This window comes from Prosthecobacter sp. Pr1 (assembly GCF_057652315.1).
Genome location: NZ_JBYFBS010000004.1, coordinates 418,254 through 442,239, shown reverse-complemented (window position 1 = coordinate 442,239; position 23,986 = coordinate 418,254). Strand labels below are relative to the sequence as shown.

15 protein-coding genes are annotated in these 23,986 nt (G+C 60.5%); 10 read left to right on the top strand and 5 right to left on the bottom strand.

Annotation, left to right across the window (positions count from 1 at the left end):
- Position 1: 1 nt before the first annotated feature.
- Both AC24GY_RS09340 and AC24GY_RS09335 read left to right on the top strand, forming a co-directional pair.
- On the top strand, positions 2–916 hold the full coding sequence (locus AC24GY_RS09340) for an RluA family pseudouridine synthase (RefSeq protein ID WP_487682255.1): 915 nt from the start codon (positions 2–4) through the stop codon (positions 914–916).
- A 178-nt stretch (positions 917–1,094) separates the two neighbouring features.
- A complete protein-coding gene (locus AC24GY_RS09335; RefSeq protein WP_487682253.1) occupies positions 1,095–1,454 on the top strand; it encodes an arsenate reductase family protein in 360 nt (119 codons plus the stop codon).
- A 106-nt stretch (positions 1,455–1,560) separates the two neighbouring features.
- Here AC24GY_RS09335 and AC24GY_RS09330 read toward each other — a convergent pair whose 3' ends face one another.
- Positions 1,561–2,367: a CE1 family esterase gene (locus AC24GY_RS09330; RefSeq protein ID WP_487682251.1), complete on the bottom strand. Its 807-nt coding sequence runs from the start codon at positions 2,365–2,367 to the stop codon at positions 1,561–1,563.
- A 32-nt stretch (positions 2,368–2,399) separates the two neighbouring features.
- Entirely contained in the window at positions 2,400–3,602 is a 1,203-nt protein-coding gene (locus AC24GY_RS09325) for a serine hydrolase domain-containing protein (protein WP_487682249.1), read from the bottom strand.
- A gap of 137 nt (positions 3,603–3,739) precedes the next feature.
- Here AC24GY_RS09325 and AC24GY_RS09320 point away from each other — a divergent pair, with 137 nt between their 5' ends.
- The 8 genes from AC24GY_RS09320 to AC24GY_RS09285 all read left to right on the top strand — a co-directional run bounded on the left by AC24GY_RS09320 (position 3,740) and on the right by AC24GY_RS09285 (position 16,552).
- Positions 3,740–4,147, top strand: a complete 408-nt coding sequence (locus AC24GY_RS09320) for a dimethylsulfonioproprionate lyase family protein (protein WP_487682247.1) — start codon at positions 3,740–3,742, stop codon at positions 4,145–4,147.
- A gap of 25 nt (positions 4,148–4,172) precedes the next feature.
- Positions 4,173–4,550 carry a hypothetical protein gene (locus AC24GY_RS09315; RefSeq protein ID WP_397383688.1) on the top strand — a complete coding sequence of 126 codons (378 nt, stop codon included), beginning with the start codon at positions 4,173–4,175 and terminating at the stop codon, positions 4,548–4,550.
- 198 nt (positions 4,551–4,748) lie between these two features.
- On the top strand, positions 4,749–5,765 hold the full coding sequence (locus AC24GY_RS09310) for an AAA family ATPase (RefSeq protein WP_487682245.1): 1,017 nt from the start codon (positions 4,749–4,751) through the stop codon (positions 5,763–5,765).
- Positions 5,766–6,415: 650 nt separating this feature from the next.
- A complete protein-coding gene (locus tag AC24GY_RS09305; protein ID WP_487682243.1) occupies positions 6,416–6,715 on the top strand; it encodes a hypothetical protein in 300 nt (99 codons plus the stop codon).
- 11 nt (positions 6,716–6,726) lie between these two features.
- A complete protein-coding gene (locus AC24GY_RS09300) occupies positions 6,727–7,653 on the top strand; it encodes a DUF58 domain-containing protein (protein WP_487682241.1) in 927 nt (308 codons plus the stop codon).
- Positions 7,654–7,825: 172 nt separating this feature from the next.
- Positions 7,826–9,856: a vWA domain-containing protein gene (locus AC24GY_RS09295; protein ID WP_487682240.1), complete on the top strand. Its 2,031-nt coding sequence runs from the start codon at positions 7,826–7,828 to the stop codon at positions 9,854–9,856.
- Between the two features lie 12 nt (positions 9,857–9,868).
- Positions 9,869–14,059, top strand: coding sequence for a hypothetical protein (locus AC24GY_RS09290; protein ID WP_487682238.1), 4,191 nt, complete (start codon positions 9,869–9,871; stop codon positions 14,057–14,059).
- Positions 14,060–14,146: 87 nt separating this feature from the next.
- Positions 14,147–16,552 carry a hypothetical protein gene (locus AC24GY_RS09285; RefSeq protein ID WP_487682236.1) on the top strand — a complete coding sequence of 802 codons (2,406 nt, stop codon included), beginning with the start codon at positions 14,147–14,149 and terminating at the stop codon, positions 16,550–16,552.
- Positions 16,553–16,959: 407 nt separating this feature from the next.
- Here AC24GY_RS09285 and AC24GY_RS09280 read toward each other — a convergent pair whose 3' ends face one another.
- The 3 genes from AC24GY_RS09280 to AC24GY_RS09270 form a co-directional block, all read right to left on the bottom strand.
- Positions 16,960–19,662, bottom strand: a complete 2,703-nt coding sequence (locus tag AC24GY_RS09280) for a hypothetical protein (RefSeq protein WP_487682234.1) — start codon at positions 19,660–19,662, stop codon at positions 16,960–16,962.
- A gap of 39 nt (positions 19,663–19,701) precedes the next feature.
- Positions 19,702–22,413: a hypothetical protein gene (locus AC24GY_RS09275; RefSeq protein ID WP_487682232.1), complete on the bottom strand. Its 2,712-nt coding sequence runs from the start codon at positions 22,411–22,413 to the stop codon at positions 19,702–19,704.
- A gap of 316 nt (positions 22,414–22,729) precedes the next feature.
- Positions 22,730–23,893, bottom strand: a complete 1,164-nt coding sequence (locus AC24GY_RS09270; RefSeq protein WP_487682230.1) for a prenyltransferase/squalene oxidase repeat-containing protein — start codon at positions 23,891–23,893, stop codon at positions 22,730–22,732.
- Positions 23,894–23,986: the final 93 nt, after the last annotated feature.

Below are 23,986 nucleotides of genomic sequence, written 5' to 3'. Positions count from 1 at the left end.
GGTGGATTGGCTCATCAGTGAAACAGTGGATATAGGTGATCGTTTCGACAAACACCTCGCGAGGCGTTTGCCGGATATGTCGCGCTCGCGATTGCAGGACTTGATCAAGGAGGGACACGCAACGCTGAATGGGAAGGCGGTCAAGGCGGGTGCTACGCTCAAATGCGGGGATGCGGTGAGTCTCACGGTGCCGGATGTAGCGGAAGTGGAGATCAAGGCCCAGAACATTCCTTTGACGATTTTGTATGAGGACAGCGACATCGTAGTGCTGGACAAGGCATCGGGGCTTGTCGTTCATCCGGCGGAGGGAAATCCGGACGGGACGCTGGTGAACGCGCTGCTGCACCACATCGAGGATCTGAGCGGGATCGGTGGGGAGATGCGGCCGGGGATTGTGCACCGGCTCGATAAAGATACGAGCGGCTGCATGGTGGTGGCGAAGAATGACATCGCGCACCGGCGGCTGACGGAGGCGTTTTCAGAGAGGCGGATCTCGAAGATCTACCTGGCGGTGGTGAACGGAGTGCCGAAGGAGGAGAGCGGGCGGATCGAGACATCGATCGGGAGGCATCCGGTGGACCGAAAGCGGATGAGCAATCTGCTGGATGGAGCGGGGAAAAATGCGGTGACGGAGTGGAAGCGGCTGTCGGTGGATGAGGGGTGTGCGCTGATCCAGTGCCGACTGCTGACGGGGAGGACGCATCAGATCCGGGTGCATATGCGGGAGTCGCTACAGTGTGCGATCCTGGGGGATCCGATCTATGCGAATCCGGCGAAGCAGCGGGTGCGTGTGCCGCGGCTGATGCTGCATGCGTGGAGGCTTTCGTTTAACCATCCGATCCATGATCAGCCGATGGCGTTTGAGGCGAAGGTGCCGGAGGAGTATGGGGCGTGGATGAGGCTGGTGGAGGGGTAGGCTGGATGCTGGATGCTGGATGCTGGATGCTGGATGCTGGATGCTGGATGCTGGGGCGCGATCAGTGCCTTTTGTTTGACCACGGAATACACTGAATACACGGAAGGCTGAGCCGCCTGCGATTGTGTGTTCTCGGTGGTTGTTGATTTTCCAATCTTGGGTATTAGCTCCCTCTATTATGCTCAAAGTCTATGCCTACACCGGATGTTCCACCTGCAAGAATGCGATCAAGTGGCTGAAGGGTAGGGGCGTGGCGTTTGAGGAGATTGCGATTCGGGAGACGCCGCCGTCGGTGGGGGAGCTGAAGGGGATGGTGGCGGCGCAGGGAGGGGAGCTGCGGCGGCTTTTTAATGTGTCGGGGATGGACTACCGGAGTCTGGGGCTGAAGGACACGCTGCCGGGGATGAGCACGGAGGATGCGCTGGGGCTGCTGGCGGGGAATGGGAATCTGGTGAAGCGGCCGTTTGCGGTGGATGCGGGGAAGAAGGTGTTCCTTGTGGGGTTTAAGGAGGGGGAGTGGGAGAAGGTGCTGGGGTGATCCTGACAAGGCGGGGAGTTTTGGAGGGAGCGCTGGAGGTTTGCGTGGGCCGATGGACGCCCGAAAGCGGCGCTGAAGCGCCGCACTCCGGGGACGCTGGCGCGCGCTACTTCACAGCGGCGGATTGTTCTTTGAAGAACTTGGCGATGAGGGGCGGGGCTTCTGGGGGGAACTTGTGGGTGCCGCCTTGCTGGATGAAGGCGATGAAGGGGGCGCCGACTTTGGAGGGGTAGAGGGTGCAGTCTTTGGCCCAGGGGGTGCCTTCGGGTGCGCATTGATTGATCTCTTTGACCTTGGTCATGGCGAGCTCCTGCCAGGCGTATTTGACGAGCGGATCTGCGGTGCCGGCGAGGTGCATGCAGGGCTTGGGTTTGAAGGGGGTGTCTTTGAGGCGTGTGGAGAGTGCTGCGGATGGGGCGACGGCGCAGAGGACATCCGGGCGCGTCTGCCAGAGGAGGTAGGTGAAGCCGCCGCCGTTGGAGTGGCCGGTGGAGAAGATGCGCTTGGTGTCGACTTTGTAGTGCTCTTTGAGGTAGGCGATCGTGGCATCGAAGAGTTTCAAATCTCGGTCTTCCTGCGCGCCTGCGGCGTGCTGCCAGCCGGGCTTTTTGCCTTCGGGGTCGGTGAGCTGGCCGGGGGTGTTGAGGCCCTGGAGATAGACGGAGATGGCTTCGGGCATGTGTTGGTACATGGCGAAGCTGCGGGCTGCATTTTGCGCGGTGCCGCCGTGGCCGTGCCAGACGAAGATGACGGGGGCGGGAGTTTCCTTGGCGGTGGAAGGAGTGTAGGCGAAGCCGCTGCGTGCGATGCCATCGACGGTGAGGTCGAGCGTTTGGACGTTGTCTGGAAGTTGTGCTGGGCTGGTGGCGACGAGGGCCAGCAGGAAGAGCAGGAAACAGAGATGGCGAAGCATGGGCGGAGAGGTGTGAGCTTGGACTTCAAACCTCAGGGGGTGACCAAAGTTGCTGCGGCGGCTTCTTGGAAGGCCTGGCGCATGGGGGAGGCGTCGCCGTTTTTTAATCCGGCGCGTTGGATGAGGAGGATGTAGATGGATTTGGTCATGGGATCGATCCAGCCTTGTGTGCCGTGAGCGCCGCCGTGGCCGAAGGTGCCGGGACTGAGCATGGCGGTGACACCGGTGGGCTGGCGCACAATGTGAAAGCCCAGACCCATGCCCATGCCTTCGGTGAAGCTTGCCTTGAGATCGCCGGTTTGATTTGTGGTCATCTGCTGGAGCGATTTTTCGGAGATGTAGCGCTTGCCGCCGGCTTCGCCGCCGTTGAGCACCATGGTGTAGAATTTGAGGAGATCTGCGGCGGTGGAGAAGAGTCCGCCTGCAGCCAAAGGAGAGCGTTTTTTGCTGGAGTAGGGCGCGGTGAGATAGCGGATGGTGGTGGGCTCCAGGCCTTTGCCGTCTGCCGAGGGCTGGTAGCTGGTGGCCTGACGTGCGAGCTGCTTCGGGTTCGGCCAGAAGGTGGTGTCGTGCATGCCGAGGGGGTGGAAGAGACGGCTTTCCATGAATTTCGCGTAGTCCTGGCCGCTGACGACTTCGATGATGCGGCCGAGGGTGTTGATGCCGGGATTGCAGTAGGACCATTTGGAGCCGGGTTCGAACTGCAATGGAGAGAGTGCGTAGGTGATCACGGCTTCCTTCAAGGTGAGAACGTCGAGAGCGTTGCCGTCGAGCGGCGAATTGCTGACGAGGCCGCTGGTGTGGGTGAGGAGGTCTTTGATGGTGATGGGGCGTGCTGGTTTGACGAGCACGGTTTGGTCCTTGGTTTTTTCCTTGAGGAGCATCTGGCCTTTGAACTCGGGCAGGTGCTTCATGACGGGATCGTCAATGCTGAGCTTGCCCTCGTCCTGAAGCATCATGACTGCCAGTGCGGTCATGGGTTTGGTCATGGAGGCGATCCAGAAGAGGCTGTCCTTGGTCATGGGGGACTTTGAAGCGATGTCGCGCAGGCCGACGGCCTCTTCGTTGAGGATCTTGCCGTTGTGGGAAAACAGCGTCACGGCGCCGGAGAGGGTGCCCTCTTTGACGAAGGACTCCATGCTTTCACGAATGGATTTCGCGGCTGGTTTCACCTCGGCACGGAGGGTGAGAGACAGCGAAAGCAGCAGGCAGGTGGTGAGGCGGAATATTTTCATGGCGAGGTGCAGTGTACGTCGGAATCGGTGTGGTATGTCAATGCCTTGCCTGCTGCACGGGGTATGCTACGATCGCGGGCATGAGTTCAGCCAGCGTTGCCATTCCTGTGATCACTCTACCCGGACAGGGGCGGGGCATGTCTGTTTTTGGAGATGAAGTCGAGTTTGTGATCACCGGGGAGCAGACGGGTGGTCGTTTTACCCAGTGGATTGAGACCACGCATCCCGGGGGCGGGCCGCCACCGCATTACCACACGCGGGAGGACGAGAATTTTTATGTGATCGAGGGCAGCGTGGAGTTTTTCCAAGACGGGCAGTGGACGGCGGTGCCGCCGGGAACAGCGGTGTTCATGCCGAAGGGCGTGGTGCATGCGTTTCGCAATGCGGGCAGCACGCCGCTGAAAATGCTCATCACCACGGTGCCGTCCGGCTTTGAGACTTTCTTTGACCGCTGTGCGGAGGAATTTGCCAAACCGGGGGCTCCGGATATGGAGCGTCTCGTTGCGATTGCCGGCGAGCATGGCATTCATTTTGTACACCCGTAATCTCTCCCTTTTTCGTTTTACCTGCATGTTTAAAACCGGCCAGCAAGTTGTCTGCATTGATGATCAATTCGATCCCTGGGTCTTTGATCTGTACAAGTCATTGCCCAAGAAGGATGAGATTTACACGGTGCGTGCGCTGCGTGCGGGGCGCTCGAATCCGCAGTTTGTGGTGAATGACGATGCGGAGATCAAGCTGGCGGGGGCGGAGTTTGACCTGCTGCTGCTGTTGAAGGAGCTGAATAATCCGGATGATCCGCACTCGAGCGTGAAGCAGGAATTGGGATTCCGATCGGAGAGGTTTGCGCCGTTGCTGGAGCAGACGGAGGAGGAAGAGGAAGCGGAGCTGATTGGCGTGGGCCACGGCGAGAAGACTTGGGAGCCGGAGCCGGCTTGGTCGAAGTAGGGGGCTGGATGCTGGATGACGAGGTGTGAGTGGCTTGGGGGGTGCTGAGAAGGAAGAAGAGGGCGGGGACGCTCGAAAGCGGCGCTGAAGCGCCGCACTCCGAGGACGCTGTCGCGCACTCGGACGATCAATCTTGGGTTCCTGCGTGGTGGATGAAAACTTGGCATCGTGGGCGCTGTTTGATACAACACACACTCCATGAGCGCTCCTTCCGACCTTCCGCCGTCATCCGCCCCACTCACTGAACGTCAGATTGTCGAACTGCTCTCCACCGCCCGCCAGAGGCTGTTTGCGGAGGTGGGGAAGGTGATTGTGGGGCAGTTGCATGTGATTGATGAGATGCTGATCGCTCTGCTGAGCGGGGGGCATTGTTTGATCACGGGGGCGCCGGGGCTGGCGAAGACGCTTCTCATCAAGACGGTGGCGGATGTGTGCCATCTGAGCTTCCAGCGGATTCAGTTCACGCCGGATTTGATGCCGTCTGACATCACGGGGACGGAGATTTTGGAGGACAGTCCGGAGGGGCGGAAGCTGGTGTTCAGCCGGGGGCCGGTGTTTGCGAACATGATTTTGGCGGATGAAATCAACCGCACGCCGCCGAAGACGCAGGCCGCGCTGCTGGAGGCGATGCAGGAGCATCAGGTGACGGTGAATGGGAAGACGATGCATCTGCCGGAGCCGTTCTTTGTGCTGGCCACGCAGAATCCGATTGAGCAGGAGGGGACGTATCCGCTGCCTGAGGCGCAGCTTGACCGTTTCATGCTGAACATCGTGATCGATTATCTGAGCGAGGATGATGAAGTGGCGGTGGTGACGAAGACGACGTCGGGGAAAGGCGAGCCGGTGCAGCGGCTGTTTACCGGAGAGGAGCTGCTGGCGTTCCAAAAGGTGGTGAGGAAGGTGCCGATCGCGGAAGATGTGGCGCGGTATGCGGTGCGGCTTTCGGCGGCTTCGAGGCCTGGAAGAGAGGGCGTGCCTGATTTTGTGAATCAGTGGGTGAGCTGGGGAGCGGGGACACGTGCGAGTCAGAACCTTGTGCTGGGGGCGAAGACGCGGGTGCTGCTGCATAACCGGACGCATGTGACGGTGGAGGATATTCGGGCGATGGCGTTACCGGTTTTTAGGCATCGTATTTTGGTGAATTACAAGGCGGAAGCGGAGGGGGTGACGGTGGAGAAGGTGATTGGGAGGTTGATTGAGCATGTGAAGGCCTAGGTGTGAGGAAAGACGAGTGACTAAGCCCGAAAGACGATACATTTCGCAATCCCATGACTACTATGAAGAGCACTCAGTTCAGAAGGGCGGTCGTCGGGGGACTGGGTTGGCTTGGAGTGATGTGTCGTTGCGGAGCGAACGCGTGGCGGGGCTCTTTGCAGACGCTGCTGGTGGACGCTTTGTGCGGCGGGGTGCTGGGTTTGCTTCCCGGACTTGTGCGAATATACCCAGGGTCGCCTCGCTTAGGCTCGGCTGACCCTGGGCTGAATTCCGCAACCCCGTTGGGGTTGGTGTGGGGCGGAGCGAAGTGGCGGAAGGTGGTGTCACATGGACAAGGCGGTTTCGCACGAAGTGAACGATTCGTTTCGTGTGCTGCAAGCTGGCGGGAATGCGGAGGGCACCACGAAGAGCGCGGCAGGGACATGGGTGCTGGCATCGCTACGCGATGCGAATGCGTCAGGGGGCGAGATGTGCGGCGACGAGGGGTGTCGCTTCGCTCAACCCCTCGCTACAGGCTGAGATGGCTACGCCATCCAGAAATGGCAGGGGGCTTCGGCAATTGGCATCGCTCGAAGGGTTGCCAGTGGGCTGCCATTGGGACTCATCAGTGCCAAGGAGGACCGCCAAGCGGAAATTAAACGATCAATCGAATGGGACAGGAATATCGCATCAGCAGTCGGGCTTCAGCTTTAGAAGAGCTGAAGGCACTCTGCCTGCGCCTGGGTGGAACGCACCAAAGCGGGGATTTGGCTACATTTGAATTTAGCAACCGCGACGATAAGCCGCCTTCCGCGATGCCAGATGCGTCGGTCCATTTGCAAGACGACCACATTTGGTTTTGCGACTATGGCGGTCCTAAGGAGTTTGTTGCTCCAGTCTTTTTGAAACTGCTGAATGTGGCATTGCGCCATAGTGATGGACCTGATGGCATCAGAATTGAACAGCCATAAACCCAAACTACATGACTGCTGCCACCACCTTTCTAGATCCTGCCGCGCTGATGCGCATCAAGTCGCTTGAGCTGCGGGCGAAGGTGGTGGTGGAGGGGCTTTGGAAGGGGATGCACCGGAGTCCGTATCATGGGTTCTCGGTGGAGTTCTCGGAGTATCGGGCGTACGTACAGGGGGATGATCCGCGATACATTGACTGGAAGGTGCTGGCACGGAGTGACCGGACTTATATCAAGAAGTTTGAGGATGAGACGAACCTGAGGTGTCAGCTGGTGATTGATCACAGCAAGTCGATGGGGTTTGGATCGCTGGGATATTCGAAGGCGGATTATGCGGCGACGCTGGCTGCGACGCTGGCGTCGTTTTTGATGAAGCAGGGGGATGCGGCGGGGCTGACGACTTTTGCGGAAGGGATTGAGGAGCATCTGCCGCCGCGAAACAGGCCGGGGCATCTGCGGCGGATCATCACGGAGCTGGAGCGGCCGGCGAAGGCGGCGGGGACGTCGCTGGCGCTGTCGGTGGGGCAGTTGGCGGATCTGCTGCGGAAGCGTGGGATGATTTGTTTGATCACGGATCTGCTGGCGCCAGTGGAGCATCTGGAGAAGCAGCTGGCGCTGCTGAGCGCGATGGGGCATGACCTGGTGCTGTTTCACCTGATGGACCGGGCGGAGATTGATTTCACCTTTGAAAAGTCGGCGCACTTTCGGGATGCGGAGACTGGGGCGGAGCGGTTCATTGATCCGCAGCTGGTGCGGGAGAATTACCTGAAGCGGCTGCAGGCGCATCGTGATACGATCCAGATGGCGGCGGACCGCCATAATGTGGAATACCATTTTTGTCCGACGGATCAGCCGTTGGAAGAGGTACTGTTCAATTTCCTGAGTGCGCGGCAGAGGAAGAAGGCTTCGAAGTCTGCGGCGGCTAGGGTGGCGGGATAGCTTGCTTTTCAATTATCAAACCCATGACTTTCCAATCCATGCCAACACTTCTTTTTCTGAATCGGCGCATTTCGTTGTGGTCGAAGTCATGTGATCGAGGACGAGTTCGAGTAGGAGGACGAGGACGATTCCTGAGGAGTGAGCTTTCTGATGTTCGAACCTTTTATTTTGCATGAGCTGGCTCTTTCCACTCTACCTCGCTGGTGCCGCTGCGATCATTGCGCCGATTTTGCTGCACCTGAGACGCAGGCCGCCGCAGGACCGGGTGGAGTTCAGCACGTTGATGTTTCTGGATGCGAGTACGCCGGTGCCGGTGAGCAAGAGGCGGCTGGAGAACTGGCTGCTGCTGTTGCTGCGGTGTCTGGCGCTGATCCTTCTGGCGCTGATGTTTGCGCGGCCGTTTTTGCAGAGTGAAAGTGCTGCTTCGTCATCGGCGGATCAGGCGACGCTGATCTTGCTGGATCGCAGTGCTTCGATGCGGCGGGATGATTTGTGGAAGCGTGGTCTGGCTGAAGCGGAGAGGCTTTTTAAGGCGGCGAAGATTACGGACCGGATCGCGCTGGCGGTGTTTGACCGGGAGCTCACGCAGGTGTGGAGTTTTGAGGAAGATCGCAACACGCCGGCGAATCGCAGTGCGGCGCTGCAAAGCCGTCTGGCTGCGCTGGCACCGACGTGGAGCGGCACGCAGCTTGATCGGGCGCTGATCGCTGCGGTGCCGTCGTTTGATGCGAGCACGGCGAAGCTGAAGAAGCGCATTCATCTCATCACGGATTTGCAGGAGGGGACGCACCTTGATGCTCTGCGCACGATTGCGTGGCCTGCTGAACTTACGCTCCATGTGCATCGGCTGGATCCGGTGACGAATGACAATTTTGCCGTGGCTCTGGCTGCGCGTGATGAGGAAGGGAATGCGGATGCGCTCATTCGCGTTCGTTTGAGCAACACGCGTGACTCGGCTTTGCGCGACTTCACGCTCGCGTGGGAAAAAGGCCCGCTGACGGACAGCATCGCGGCGCAGATCCCGGCAGGGGCCTCGCGCATTCTCACGGCTCCGCCGAATTCCACCAGCGCGACGACGCTGACTCTCACGGGCGACAGATACGATTTCGACAACCGGCTTTTCATCGCGCCGCCGCAGCCGCGTGCGGTGCGGATTCATTTTTTGGGCGATGAGGCCACGCGGGATGAGGCTGCTGCGCCGCTGTATTATCTGGCACGTGCGCTGCAACCCACGGCCACGCTGGCGCCGGTACTCACCGCAGGGAAGGCGATGCCGGCGAAGAAGCCTGACGTGCTTGTGATCTCGGGCACCACGCCGTCTGCAGGGACGCATGCCGCCTTGCGCGACTTTGTGAGTGCGGGCGGGTTTCTGGTGGAGGTCGTCTCTTCTTCTGCCGATGCAGCCCTGCTTCAAACGCTCACTGGGATTCCTGGAATCACCGTCAAGGATGGGGATGGCAATGACGACTATCGCATGCTGGCCGATGTCAAAACGGAGCATCCGCTGCTCAAGCCTTTTGGTGATCCGAAGCTGCGCGACTTTACGAAACTGCGGTTTTGGAAGCACCGGGAGATCGGGATTCAAGATGCGGGCAACAAGCTGGAAACTCTGGCCAGCTTTGACAACGGTCGGCCTGCGATCCTCAGCACCCGCATTGGGAAAGGGACGCTCATTGTCCTGGCTTCCGGCTGGCAGCCGAGCGACAGCCAGCTGGCGCTCAGCACGAAGTTTGTGCCGCTGCTGTATGGCTGGCTGGCGGCGGCTGGTTTCAGCCATGATCCTGCGGCGACGCTGCTGGTGGGTGAAGACCTGCCACTGGATGCCGCTTCCGCGTACACCATCACGGAGCCGGAAGGCAAGACGCACCGCCTCGAGGCTGGTGAGAGTTTTACCACGGCGGGGATCGGTCTCTACAAGGTGCAAAGCGCCAGCCATACCCAGATTCTGGCTGTCAATCTCCCGCCGGATGAGGGGCGTGTTTTGCCGCTGGCTCCGCAGAAGCTGGCGGAATATGGCATCAAGCTTTCCAGCGGCGCTGACAGTGGGGCAGCCGGTGAAACCACGGACGAGCGGCTTACGGCGACTGACACGGAGCAGCGGCAGCAGTCGTGGTGGTATATTCTCCTTATCCTCCTGGCTGTTCTCCTGCTCGAAACTTGGTTTGCAGGGCGCGCCCGACAGACGGCCCTGCAAACCGCGTAATTCATCCTGCTTATGATCGCACGCACCATTCTTGAAGCCCGCATTGCTGAAGTTCGTGAGGCACTGCGTCTCGCGCGGCTCATGCGTCATCTCGCAGTTGTGTTCGCGCTGGGGGTTGTGGTGAGGGGTGGCTTGCTGCTGGCCACGCTGAATGGATTGCCTGTTTCGAAGAGGCTTGATCGCTGGTCGATGGTTGGGCTCATCGTGCTGGGGCTGATTGCCTGGATCCAAGGGCGGCGTAACATTTGGAGTGATCGTGACATCGCCCGTGTCATTGAGCAAAAGCATCCTTCGTTGAACGCATTGCTGCTGACGGCCATCGAGCACGAACCGGAGGCTGAAAAGCCTGCCGGTTTCCTGCATGAACGGCTCATTGATCGTGCACTGGCGCATGCGGCTACGCAGAACTGGCCGGTCACGGTGGCCAACAAGCCTTACACTCGTGCGGCGGTGGGCGCGGTGATTGCCATCATCGCTTTTCTGGCCACGGACATGGCGCTGCGGCTGCAATCACGCCGCAGCAGCAAGGCGGAGATTGTCAAAGCGCAGACGGAGGAGGAGGCCAAACCGACGGAGTTTCAAGCGACGCTGACCCCGGGGGATGCGGAGCTGGAACGCGGCTCGCGTCTGATCATTGAAGCGCGTTTCAATGGGCCGGTGCCTGCGGATGCCACGCTGGTGGTGAGCGAGGAGGATGGGAAAGAGCGGGAGCGTCTGCCGATGCGTCTGACGGTGGATGAGCAGGTGTTTGGCGGCATGATCAACAAGGTGGAGCGTGATATGAAATACCACGTGGAGTTTGCGGATCAGAAATCGCAGGTACACACGCTGACCGTGTTTGATTTTCCTGCGCTGGTCGGCAGCGATGTGACGGTGGCGCCGCCGGAGTACACGAAACTGCCTGCGAAGGAGACGAAGAACACACGGAAGGTCACTGCGCTGGAGGGATCGAAGATTGTGTGGAAGATCAAGGTTAACAAGCCGCTGATCGCTGCCGGTGAAGCGGGCGCACCAAAGCGGAAAGAGGTGTCACCGTTTGCTCCGCATCTGACGGCGGCGGAGCTTTTTGGAGAGGACAAGAGTGTGATCGCACTGACGCCCTCGGCGGAGGATGCCATGGTGCTCGAGGGTTCCTTGATGGCGGAGAAGACGCAGAAGTATCGGCTGCATCTGGTGGATGAAGCGGAGCGCGGGAACAAGAATCCGCCGTGGTTTACGGTGACGGTGCAGGCGAATCAGCTGGCGAAGATCGAGGTGGTGTTTCCGAAGAGAGATCTGCAGGTGTCGAGCATTCAGGAACTGCCGGTGGAGGCGCAGGTGTCGGATGATCTTGGGGTCACGAAGTCTGGGGCGGTCTTCAGCATCAACGGCAACAGCAAGGAGATCATCTTCAAGCATCCGGTGACCGCGCCACTGAAGAAGCAGGAGGTGCGGACGGAGCTGGCGCTGGAGAAGGAGCACGCCGAGCCGAGGCAGCTGGTGAGTTATTATCTATGGGCGGAGGACACGGGGCCGAAGGGGGAGGTGCGGCGGAGCATGAGCGACATGTTCTTTGCCGACGTGCGTCATTACGAAGACATCTTTCGTGAGATGGAGGCTCCGCCCAGTGAACCAGGGAAGCCGAAGGCGCAGAGCGACAAGCTGGTGGATCTGGTAAAACAGATCGTCAACGCGACCTGGAAGATCATTCGCGACACGAATGCGGGGCGTGTGATTGAGGCTGCCACGCCGGATATTGATGTGGTGGATCAGTCCGTGGGCATCGCGATGGAGAAGGTCAAAGAAGCGATGGAGGAAGTGGAGGACGCGGAAGTGAAGCAGTCGCTGACGGAGGCGTGGAAGAGTCTCAAGGATGCGCAGGGGCCGCTGCAGCAGGCATCGGCGGAGAAGAAGCGCTCGCCGCTGAATCAAGCGCTGACTTTTGAACAGACGGCGCTGGAATGGCTGCACCGTGCGCAGAGCCGTGAGCACCAGGTGATGCGGCAGGACAAGCCCTCGCAGGGCCAGCAGCAGGCGAACAAGAACCAGATCATGGATCTGGAGCTGAAGCAGAAGGAGCAGCGCTACGAAGAGGAGAAGGCCGCCACTGAGGAGCAGACGGCGGAGCAGCAGGAGAATCTGCAGGTGCTGAACCGGCTGAAGGAACTGGCGCGGCGGCAGGAGGCGCTGGCGGAGAAGATCAAAGAGCTGCAGAACCAGATCGCCAATGCGAAGACGGAGGAGGAGAAGCAGGAACTGGACAACCAGCTTAAGCGTTTGCAGGCCGAGCAGGAGCAGCTGCTGAGTGACCTGGATGATCTCAAGGAGCGCATGGAGAAGCCGGAGAACGCGCAGAACATGGCGGAGGCGAAGGAGCAGCTGGAGCAGACGCGTGAGAAGGTGAGCGAGGCGGCGGAGCAGCTGAAGGATGAAAAGCTGGCGGATGCGGCGAACTCAGCGACGCGTGCGCAGCGTGAGCTGGAAAAGATGCAGGAGGATTTCCGGCAGAAGACTTCGAAGAAATTTGCCGAGGAGGTGAAGCAGATCCGCCAGCAGGCGCGTGATGCGGCGGAGAACGAGAAGAAGATCAGCGAGGCGCTGGAGAATCAGAAGGAGGCGGGGTCTGACATCGAGAGGAACATGCAGAATGCGGCGCAGAGCCGGCAGGTGGCGGAGCAGCAGGAGAAGGTGGAAAAACTGCTCAACAGCATGCGGCAGCTCAGCGAGCAGGCGGAGGAGAGCGAACCGCTGCTGCACCGCAATCTTTACGACGCTGTGCGCAAGGCGCAGACGAGCGGGCTGGAAGAGAATTTGAAGGAGACGCGGGATCAGCTGCGGTATGGATCACAAGCGGAAGCCAAGGATGCGGAGCGCAAAGCGGCCAATGCGGTGGAGGAGCTGAGGAAGGGCGTGGAGAAGGCGGCTGAGAGCGTGCTGGGCAGTGAGAGCGAGGCTTTGCGTGTGGCGAAGAATGAGCTGGATAAGCTGATCAAGGAAGCGCAGGAGCAGGAGACGGCTGAGAAAGGACAGAAGGGACAGAAGGGACAAGAAGGACAAAAGACGGCGGATGCCGGGGGGCCGAAGGCTGCTGAGAAGGGGACTAAGGCGGGAGAGGGGCAGCCGGGGAAAGACGGGCAGCCCAAGGATGGCCAAACTGCTGAGAAAGGTGAGAAGACGGGTGCTGGCAAGCAGCCTGGAAAAGAAGGCCAAGGGCAGGAACCGGGCAAGGATGGCCAAGGTCAGGGGAAGGAACCGAAGATGGCCGGGGAAGGTCAGCAGCCGGGGAAAGAAGGCGAAGGCAAGAATGGCCAAGGCGCGCCGCAGGATCCGAAGATGGCTGGCGCAGGTGAGAAACCCGGCGAAGGGGAGTCGAAGTCTGGACAAGGCAAGGAGGGCAAAGCGGGCCAAGGTGAGGCCCAAGGCGCGCAGACTGCTGAGAACGGGCAGAAGCCGGGCCAGGGCATGCAACCCGGGGAGAAGGGGCAGGGAGGGCAGAAGCCTGGTCCTGAAGGCCAAGGTGAAGGCGATGGAAAGCAGCAGGCTTCAGCGCAACAGCCCAAGGGAAATCAACCTGGGCAGCAGCCGGGCAAGGATGGGCAGGGCAAAGGAATGGGGCAAGGGCAGGGCGAACCGCAGACGGCGGAAAATGGGCAGCAGCCTGGAGAAGACCAGCAGCCGGGTCAGGGACAACAACCTGGCGAAGGGAAGAATCAAGGTCGTGGGCAGGGCAGGGGGCAGGCACAGGCGCAGACGGCGGATTCCAACATGGGGCTTGGCATCACGGGAGATCGTGATTCGGACAATGACCGCCGGCGTCCGCAGATCAACGGGGGGGCGGTGCCTGAGGCGCTGTTCTTTGACGACAGCAAGGAGCAGCCTGACAGCGGGGTCTTTACCGGGAGCGGCTACGAGCAATGGAGCGACCGGCTGCGCAATGTGGAGGAGCTTCTCAACAACCCGGAACTGCGCAATGAGGCGGCGAAAGTGCAGGATCACGCGCGAGCGCTGCGCATTGAACTCAAACGGAGCAATGAGGCGCCGCAGGTCGCCAACCTGAACACGCGCATCACGCAGCCGCTGATGGAGCTGCGGGATCGTGTGGTGGAGGAGCTTTCGAAGAAGGATGCGGGCAAGAACTTGGCGCCGGTGGATCGTGATCCGGTGCCGGCAGAGTTCCGTGATCTGGTGAAGCGTTACTATCAGGAATTGGGTGCGGGAAAGTAAGGATGTCCTAGGTTCTTTTATGCAATGCTGACTCGACGCTAAAGATTTATTTAGCATACTGCATGGATGGCCCTGATGGTTTTGACATTGAGTAATCTAGACGGCGAGCACCGGATTTCGTGTCCGCTGCACACGTCGCTGACGCTTGGCTGCGGACCGGACTGCGATGTGACGTTTGAAGGGGTGGGCATCCTGCCGCGGCACTGCGTGCTGTATCGGACTGGGGAGCGGACTTTTCAAATCATCGGGGTGTATGCGGCGGCGCAGTTCTCGGTGAATGGTGTGACTTCGAGCGAGCTGGAGGTGAATGTGCCGTTCAAGTTTGGGATTGGCGGGGAGGTGTTTGATGTGGATCTTGCTGAGGGGAAAGAGGAGGTGCCGTTGCAGGAGAGAGCCGAGGCGGAACCGGGTGTGGGAGCCGAAGGGGCACCTGCTGGGCCGCGCACAAGCCGGCGGGAGTATTTGCTGAAGCCGATCACCTTGAAACCACGCGCTGGACAGCGGGTGGGGGAGGTGATTTTAGAGTCTGGTCCGTCACCGGAGAATGAGGTGCCCATGCCGGCTCAGGCTGCCACACCGCCAGCTCTGACGGTGGAGGCGATGGTGGAAACGCCGCTGCCGGCGGATGAGGAAGAGGAGGAATCTCCCAAGCGAGTGCTGGGGGGATTGCTTCTCTGCGGGGCGATGATCACGGGCATGGTTTACTGGCCGCATCATCTGGATCAGCTCTCTGCGGCGAAACCCGAGGTGGTGCTGCCGCCGATGGTTGCTCCTGCTCTTTCGCCTGAGACGACGGTGCGGGCGTGCGAGGACCTCATTCGTGCCGGGGCTCTGCAGCTGGCTGTGCCGATGCTGATGCCGCTGGCGGAGAAGGGGGATGTGGTGGCGATGCATCGGCTGGCGCTGGCACTGCGGGCTTCGGGGCAATTTGGAGAGGAGGAGGTGGTGTTGCTGCAAAAGGCGGTCGAAGGCGGACGGCGTGAGGCGCTGCGTGATTTTGTGAGTGTGGTGGATGATGAGGAGAATCCGGCGCGGTACACGGAGGATGCTTTCAAGCAGCTGCAACTGGCGGCGAAACTCGGGGAGACTTCGGCCTGGATGCCGCTGGGGGAACGCTATGAGTATGGCAATGGCACAAAGCCTGACATCAAGCTGGCGCTGGCTGCTTTTGAAAAAGCACGGGTGGCGGGAGACAAGCGTGCTGCGGTGAAGCTTTCAGCCAAGCAGGGGGCGCTGGACCGTGTGGCGGCGTATGTGCGCTCTTGGAACGAGGTGTCGGTGGCCAGGCTGCTGGAGCATGTGGCGGCGGGGCAGGGGAAGTTTTTCACGCTGGATCATCCGCCGATGGAGGTGCTGCTGCGCCAGGAGGAGGAAATGCGGGACCGCTGGCCGCTGCGGCGCATCAGCGTGGTGGCGGGAGCGCAGGCGGAGCTGGAGACCTTTGATTTGATCAAGGTGACCCAGCCGTTTCAATTTGAAGTGCAGCGTGGTGAACGGATTGCGCGGGGGAAGGGTGTGCTTGTGTGCTCGGTGCAGCGTGATGTGGCGGACCACTGGAGGATCACGGATGCGAGCGACCGCATTGAGGTGACTGAGCTGCTGCCGACGAAGGAGCAGTTTGTGAGCGCTGCGTCGTTGCGCGAGCTGAAGCCTGCCTTCACGCATGAGGAGCAGGTGGATGAAGCGCGGCTGGAGATTCTGGAGCAGATGCGGGGGCTGGAGGCGACGGAGGACTTCAAGCCGGCGCTCACGGTGCTGATGAACGCGATGTATGAATTTCCGCAGGACACTTTCTGGCAGCCGTTTGCGGACAAGCTGTGTGACCGCATGGCGCGGCAGTTGTTCATGAGTGGCAAGTGGCTGGACGTGGCGTGGGCGGAGCAGGTGCACCCTTTTGCCGAGCATGGCAGTGTGTCTGCGATGCTGCTGGAAGGGCATCTGTATGCGGCGGGCTATGGGTGTGTGCGGAATGCGGCCAAGAGTCTGGCGCTTTACCAGAAGGCCTTCGAGGCGGGGAAGCGGCGTGATGCGCGGTTCTACTATGCGGAGGCGCTGTTTCAGGGACAAGGCGTGCCGCAGGACATCGAGAAGGCGGGGGCGCTGGTGCTGGCGTTTATGAGCCGGTCCAAGCATCCGCTGGAGGCGTACTTGGCGGCACATCTGCTGTGGCGCAAAGCGGAGCATGATCCGGCGCTGTGGCAGGATGTGTATGACACGCTCTCACGAGCGGTGGAGAAATTTCCGCCTGCGAAGAATCTGGCGGGCATGGTGCTGCTGAATCACGGGCAGACGACGAAGGAGCGCAGGACGGGTTTTGCGGCGATCAAGGCTGCGGCTGAGGAGGGCGTGGTGGAGGCGATGAAGAGCCTTTCCCAGTGTTATTTGGAAGGTGTGGGCTGTGAGAAGGATCTGCACCTGGCGACGTTTTGGAAGCAGAAGGCGATGGTGACGGAGCCGCCGCGTAGGAGGCATTATACGGAGTTTGAGGAGTGAGGGGAGAGGCCGGAGGGGTGGCCGCAAAGAGGCGCAAAAAGAAGCAAAAAAGTGATGGAGGGGCGCTGCCGGATGACTGCTGGGCGCTTTTGATGGCATATAGCGTATTCCAAAACGGATTTCCTAAAAGGGCGCTCGGCGACATGACGTTTCGAAGTGGCTGAGACGTTCGATTTTGCCGCAAAGGGGCAGAGATGCAGAGGGAGCAGAGAAAGAAATCCATCTCTGCCGTCTTTGCTCCTTTGTCTCTCTACGACAAACCGAACCTCATGCGCACTCAAACGGAAAGGAGTTTTGCGAACTGCTATAGACTTTGACGATGCCTTGACCAGACGGGCTGCCGCGAAGCGAACCCTGGACTACGAACTCGGCGGGGCTGACTGGAGTCGAGTTGCGGCGCAACTGGGCTACTCGCCTGTGCGAAGGATGTCGCAGGTGATGAAGATGGCCTGGAGGATGTCTTGTTTTTCGAACTCGGGTTTGCCGGTGGGCTTGTAGAGGGAGAGGAGGCGGGCGGAGCCGGAGGGGATGGTGATGCTGGTGGTGGTCTTGGAGGTGAAGTAATCGGTGAGGGGGAATTCGAGGCGGCGGCCCTGGGTGTCAGTGAGGTACTCGCGGTGTTCGAAGGGTGGGGCGGTGTGGAATTCGGGGGAGATGTTGAGTTCGACGGTGACCCCGTCTGCGCCGACAGTGGATTCGAGATCGAATGTGAGGCCGACTTCACGCGTCTGCTGAGTGAAGAAGGGCTCGCCTTTTTCGTTCACACTCACGTCGGTGATGGCTGTGTGTTTGGTGGCCTGGGTGGTGGTGGCGCGGGTGCCGGACTTGGTCTCGATGCGGGCTGTGTTGAGATGCTGCACAGTGCCGGCTTTGACGGCGGCGAGGAGTTCATTGAGTTCGGCTCGATGATCGCTCTTGCTGGCGGCCTGGGCGGTGAGACGGCGCAGGAGCGGGCCGGGGCCTTGGAGGATGTGGGCGGTGAAGGCGGTTATGACCTGTGGGCAATAAAGAATAGAGTCAACATAGGCTGCTATCAGGTCGAGGTTCTCATTCGTGTTGGTGACGACCAGCTGGCTAGTTGCAGGTCCGTAATAGGCGGCCGTTCCTTCAGGAAAGGTCACACCGGCTGCTTCCAGAATTTTCCTTGCTGTCCTGCGTTCTGTTTTGCCGTCTGAGGTGGACATATCCCCTCCTGCGGAGAGAAAATCGGGAGGCACACGAAAGCTGCGGGTGTGGATGGCTTTGGGGTCTGCGGATGGTTTGGGAGCAGGTGCAGGTTCTGCTTTTGTGAGGCGGGACTTCGCGACTTGGGGCACCACATCGCATTTCAGAAAAGTGACCCAGAGCATGTCTGCTTTGGTGAGGCCAGCGGGACGATTGAGAGAGATGAGCTTGGTGCTGCTTTTGGCGAGGCTGATGCCGGTGGTTGTTTTGAGGATGTTGAAATCGGTGGCGGGGGCGTCGAAGGGCTGCTGCGAGGCGGGATCGCGGAAGTGGTCGCGGCGCAGGATGGGCGGCGTGGGATGGAGTTCGTGGCTGAAGACGAGTTCCACCGTGCGGTTGTCGGCACCGATGGTGGGTTCAAATTCGAGGATGGAGCCGACCTGCCGTGTCTCGAGGCTGAGTTTGGGGTGGCCCTGGGCATTCGTGCTGAAGCTTTCGAGATAACGATGCTCGCGGGCGGCATGATGGGTGGCGCGGGTACCGGATTTGGTTTCGACGAAGGTGGAGTTGATGAAGGTGGCCTCGCCACGGGCAACGGCTGCTTCGACGGCGGCGAACATCGCGGTATCGTCGGCGGAGGTGAGCGTCTGGCGTGTGAGATCACGCAGGAAGGATGAGGGAGCTTCCAAGGTGTGGAGGGTCAGGGCAATGGTTTTGGGAGTGACGGAAAGCTTTTGGTCAATAATCGCCATGATGAATGCGATGTTGTCCGGCGTGTTCACGCAGCGCAGGATGCCGTCGCGATGTTCGAGGATGGAGCCAGAGGGAAAGGTGACGCCGGCTAAAGCCATCCATGCCTGGAGTGTGAGGGGCTTCGTGCCATGCAGAACTTCATCAAACAAACTTTCTGGTGCTGGCAGGGCGGCGAACGTCATGCCGGGTGGGACGGAGGTGGGTGGAGTGACTTTCGGCTGTGGCATGGGCAGTGCTTCTACGCGGCGCAGAGAAGCGGTGAGAAACACGGCGCAGAGCGTGTCTGAGGTCTCCTGCGGCGTACCGACGGGTTTGGTGATGCCGATGAGCTTGGTGGTGCCAGCGCGGAGGCTGAGGCCAGTGGTGATTTGCGTGCCTGGAATGTCGGAGACGGGAAACTCTGCTGCGTGGCTGGTGAGAGGATCGTTGACGCTGACCTGGCGCTGGGTCGGAGGTGTCGCATTAAGTGTCAGGCTGAGCGTGGTCTCGATGGTGGCTCCGTCTGCGCCGACCGTGGGCTCGATTTCCAAATGCAGGCCGATCTGCTTCATTTCTTTTGTCACTGAGGCGCGGCTTTTGGCATCAAGCGTGAAGTTCGCAGGATAGCTGTGTTCACACACGGCTTCGAGGACGGCGCGGGTGCCGGATTTGGTTTCGAGAAACGCATCGCCGACGACGCGGACCGTGGAGCCGGGTTTATTCGAGTGATCAAGCAGCGTGGCGAGTGCTGGCGCGGCATTGACGTTTTGTGATGCCAGCGCATTGGCTTCACGAATGAGATCGCCCGAGCCTTCGAGGACGGTGATAGTGTAGGCGACAAGGGCGGGTGCACGATGGCCTGATACTGTATAAGCCTCAATGAGATCGAGATTTGGCAGCGTGTTTTTGACAGTGAGCTGGCTGGTGAGTGGATTGAAGATGGCGCCGGCTCCTTCGGGAAATGTGATGCCTGCTGATTCGAGGATTTGTCTGGCCGTCCTGAGCTGGGGAGGTGGGACATCCTGCGCCGCAGGTGGAGCGGGGGGTGGGGTGGCGAAGGGATCTACAGGCGTATCTCCCAAGGCGTTGCCGATAGAGAGGAAATCTGGAGGGACTTGGTAGGTGCGGGTTTGCATCTCTGGCTTTTCTGCGCCCATAGCCATGGTGCAGACGAGTGCGAGAAGCAGGATGAGACTGCGGATGTGGAACGACATGCCGGTGAGATGACGGGATGAGAAAGCTACGGAAAGAGGCTACTTGAGAACGGTCGGATCTTCGAGGCGGAGGATGTCGCAGGTGATGAAGATGGCCTGGAGGATGTCTTGTTTTTCGAACTCGGGTTTGCCGGTGGGCTTGTAGAGGGAGAGAAGGCGGGCGGTGCCGTCGGGGAGGGTGATGCCGGTGGTGAGCTTGGAGGTGAAGTAGTCGGTGAGGGGGCGTTCCAGTTTGCCGCCCAGAGTGTCGATCACCTCCTCACGATGCTCGAGCGGCTCTGCGGTGTGGAATTCGATGAGCGGTGCAAGTTCCACCAGGATGCCGTCTGCGCCGACGATGGCTTCGAGTTCGATCTTGAGGCCCACGTTGCGCATCTCCTGCTTGAAGAATGGCTCGCCCTGGTCGTTCACGCTAACGCCGAAGACGGCGCTGTGCTCGCGGCCCTGCCGGGTGGTGGCGCGCTCTCCGGAGCGGGTTTCTATGCGTGCGGTATTGAGATGCTGCACGCTGCCTGCCTTCACAGCGGCGAGGAGTTCATCGAGTTCGGCACGGTGGTCGCTCTTGCTCGCGGCCTGGGCGGTGAGGCGGCGCAGCAGCGGGCCGGGGCCCTGGAGGATGTGAGTGATGAACACGATGTTCTTCGGAGCGGTTCTTGTGATGGACTCCACATAAGCGTCCACCAGCGCGAGGTTCTCGTTGGTGTTTTTTACAAACATGATGGAGGCTGCCGGATTGTAGGAAGCGGTGGCTCCTTCAGGAAAGGGAATGCCTACGGCTTCGAGGATGTATCTGGCCGTGATGCGCGGTCGTGGCTCAGGAGTTGCCGGGCCAGATGAGGAGAGAAAATCTGGCGGCACGCGGTACTGCCGGGTGTTCCAGGCTTTGGGATCGAGCTGGGGCTTGGGCTTGCCTACTGAGGCGGGGTCGGGCCGGGCTTTCGCGACTTGCGGCACGAGGTCGCATTTCAGGAAGGTGGCCCAAAGCATGCCGGGCTCATTGCGGCCGGTGGGTTTGTTGAGGGCGAGGAGCTTGATGCTTCCCCTGGGCATGATGATCCCGGTGGTGATTTTGCAGTAATGAAAATCTTCCATTGGCATCTCAAAAGCCTTCTTGGAGCCGGGGTTACGGAAGTGACCGCGGCGCGCCATGGGCGCGGCGGAATGCAGTTCATAGCTGTAGTTGATGTGCACATCGCGGCCATCGGTGCCCACCGTGGGCTCGATTTCGAAGACCGAGCCCACAGGGCGCATCTCAAAGGCAATGCTGGGCTGGCCCTTGGCGCTGGTGCCAAGCGCGGAAACATACTCGTGCTCGCAGGTGGCGGCGTGTGTGGCCCGGGTGCCGGGCTTGGTTTCGAGAAAGGCGGAGTCGATGATCTTCGCCTCACCACGGGAGATCGCCTGCTCCACTGCGGCCCACATTTCAGTCTGATCGCTGGAGGCAGCCGCTGCGCGGTGCGTGAGATCGCGCAGGAGGTCGGCAGGTGCCTGCACGGTATGCAGGGTGAAGGCCACGGTCTTGGCGTTGAGATCGGGGCGGAGGCATTCCTCGGTCAGAGCGGCGATACGCTCGATGTTGTCTGTGGTATTGATGACCTGCAGCACACCGCCCTCATGTGTGGCGGTGGCTCCCTTTACGGGCACGATGCCATGGGCCTCAAACCAAGGCTGCAGCGGCCCGGGCTTTTCCATCAGGCTTTCGAACAGGTCTTCCGGGACATTGAAGGCGGCCGCCATCAGTCCGGGCGGAGCCTCCGCCACCTGTGCGGGAGTGACTGCTTTTGAAAAGGGAACGGGCTCTGCATGGTGTGCTGTCCCGGTGACAAAGACGGCCCACAGGATGTCCTCTTTTTCCTGGCTGGTCCCGACGGGCTTGGTGATGCCCACGAGCTTGGTGGTGCCGCTGCTGGAGGCAAAGCTGGTGGTGAAGTGAGCACCGCAGATGTCGCTGGCTGGAAACTCCGCCATCTGGCCGGAGGCGGGTTCGGTCAGGCTGATCTGACGCTCGATTGGCGGCATGGGATGCAGCTCGATGCTGAGGGTGGTTTCAAGGGTGCGGTGATCGCTGCCGAGGGTCGGCTCCAGCTCAAATTTCAAGCCGATCAGGTGCGTGTCCCGGGTCACGGAGGCACGGCTTTTTGAGTCCATCTTGAACTCGCTGGCATAGGAGTGCTGGCACACGGCTTCGGAGGAAGCGCGGTAGGCGGACTTGGTTTCGAGAAAGGCATCTCCCACCACCTGCACCTTGGACCCGGCAGTTTTCACCTGCTCCAGCAGCAGGGCCAGCTCGGCGGCGGCATTGCTGCTGCGCGCGGCGGTGGCATTGGCCTGGCGGATGAGTTCCCCCGGGCCTTCGATCACCGTGAGCGTGTAGGTGATGGTGGTGGGCCCCTGGGCGCGAATGGAGTCCAGGAAGGCCTCGACAAGCTCAAGATTCGCGGGGGTGTTGGTGATGCTGAGGAGGCCCGTGTTGGGATTGAACCTGACCATGGCTCCCTCAGGGAAGGGGATGCCTGCATGCTCAAGAATGTCCCGGGCTCTTTTGCGTGGCAGCACCGCAGCGGGTGCAGGCGGCGGCCTGTCTGAAAATGGATCACCGGGTGGTGTCAGCGTGGGGTCGCCAGGAGTGTATTCTCCACCGTAGTCGTTCGGTGTTTGGAAAACACGCGTGATCATCCCGGCCGACTCGGCATACAAAGAGGTGGCAAAGAAAAAGGTGAGAAGCTGGACTAGGCGACGTGCGCGTTGCATGGCGCGAGATTACCGAAGGGGGCAGCGGGATGTCGAGAAGGATGTTTGGAGGGTGGTGGAAGTGGCTTTCGCGTGATTGGTGGTGGGCTTTGGTCTGGCGGGCTGGCGATGAATTGCCGGCTCCCGCATTCGGGTGTTCTTTGGCATGTGTGAGTCAGTGAGGCCGTCGAAAGCGGTAGCTGCGCAACCGCAGTCCAAATGGGGTCTGTGGCCAGACGGGGTGTCTTTGGCGTGGGGGCACAAAAAAAACGCCGCGCTTTTGAGGGCGCGGCGTTTGTGGGAAGAGGCACCTGTTGCACAGCAACGGGGCAACTTTTTAGAGGGTCTGGTGGATGCGGCCGAGGGCCATGAGGATGTAGCTGGTGGTGAGGACGGGGTCGGATTCCATCCAGCGGCCTTCGGCGTTGGACCAGGAGCCGTCGCCTTTCTGGAGGCTGAGGAGTTTTTCGGTGATGTCTTTGCGCCAGTCGATGAGCTTGCCGTCCTTGGTCTTGATGTAGTCGATCTTGGCGATGCTGAGGGCTTTGCTCATGGTCTGATAGTAGTAGTAGAGGCCGGCGGCGCCGAGGCCGGGGTTTTCATCCGGGCTGTAGTGGTTTTGGAGCCATTCGATGACGGCTTTGACTCGTGGGTCGTCTTTGTCCACGCCGGCGTAGATGAAGCTGAGGAGGCCGGCGTAGCTGATGCTGCCGTAGCTGCGGAGGGCGATGCTGCCGTCGGGATTGGTGACTTTGGCGCCGCGGGTTTCGCTGGGGTTGTAGATGAAGCCGCCGGCGTCGTCGGGGTCTTTGCTGACCCAGGCGGATTTGTTGCTTTCGGGGCGGTTCTGGCAGCGCTGGATGAAGTCGAGGGCGGCGCTGACATTGAGCTGGGGCTCGTTCTTGGCGGCGTCGCCTTTGTCTGCGAGGAGGGACTGGGAGTAGTAGAGGGCTTCGAGGGCGAAGGTGAGATTGGACATGTCTGCGTGCATGCCTTTTTCGTCGCCGTAGCCGATGCCGCCATCGAGGGGATTGTCCTGCTTGCCTTTTTCATCGAGATCGACCTGGCAGTTGACGAGGTAGCGGCGGGCCTTGAGCATGACTTCCTCGTTCTCGGGCTTGTTGTTGAGGAGGAGTGCGGTGAGGGCGAGGGCGGTGTTGTAGTTGCCACGGCCTTTGATGAAGATGCCGCCATCCGGGCGTGCCTGGGCGACGAGGAACTTGGTGGCTTTTTCGACTTCAGCGGGGACGGGATCGCCGGGCTTGCGATTGGGATCGAGCATAAAGCTGATGATGCCGAGGCCGGTCATGGCGACGGGTTCGGCCTCGCCCCACTGGCCGGTGGTGGGGTTTTGTTTGCTGCGGAGGAAATTGAGGCCGCGCTCGACGCCGAGGCGGAGTTCCTGCTTGAGGGATTCATTGCGCGAGGCCTGGGTGGCGGCCTGGGGGAAGGCGGCGGTGGTGCCGAGCGCCAGGGCGAGGAGGAAGGCGGGGATTTTCATGGTACAGGGCACTGGATAGGGAAAGAGGGCGGCGTCAACGGGCAAGGGGGGCGTCTTGGTGGGTGGACGATTCTTGTCCATGCCGAGGCGGCG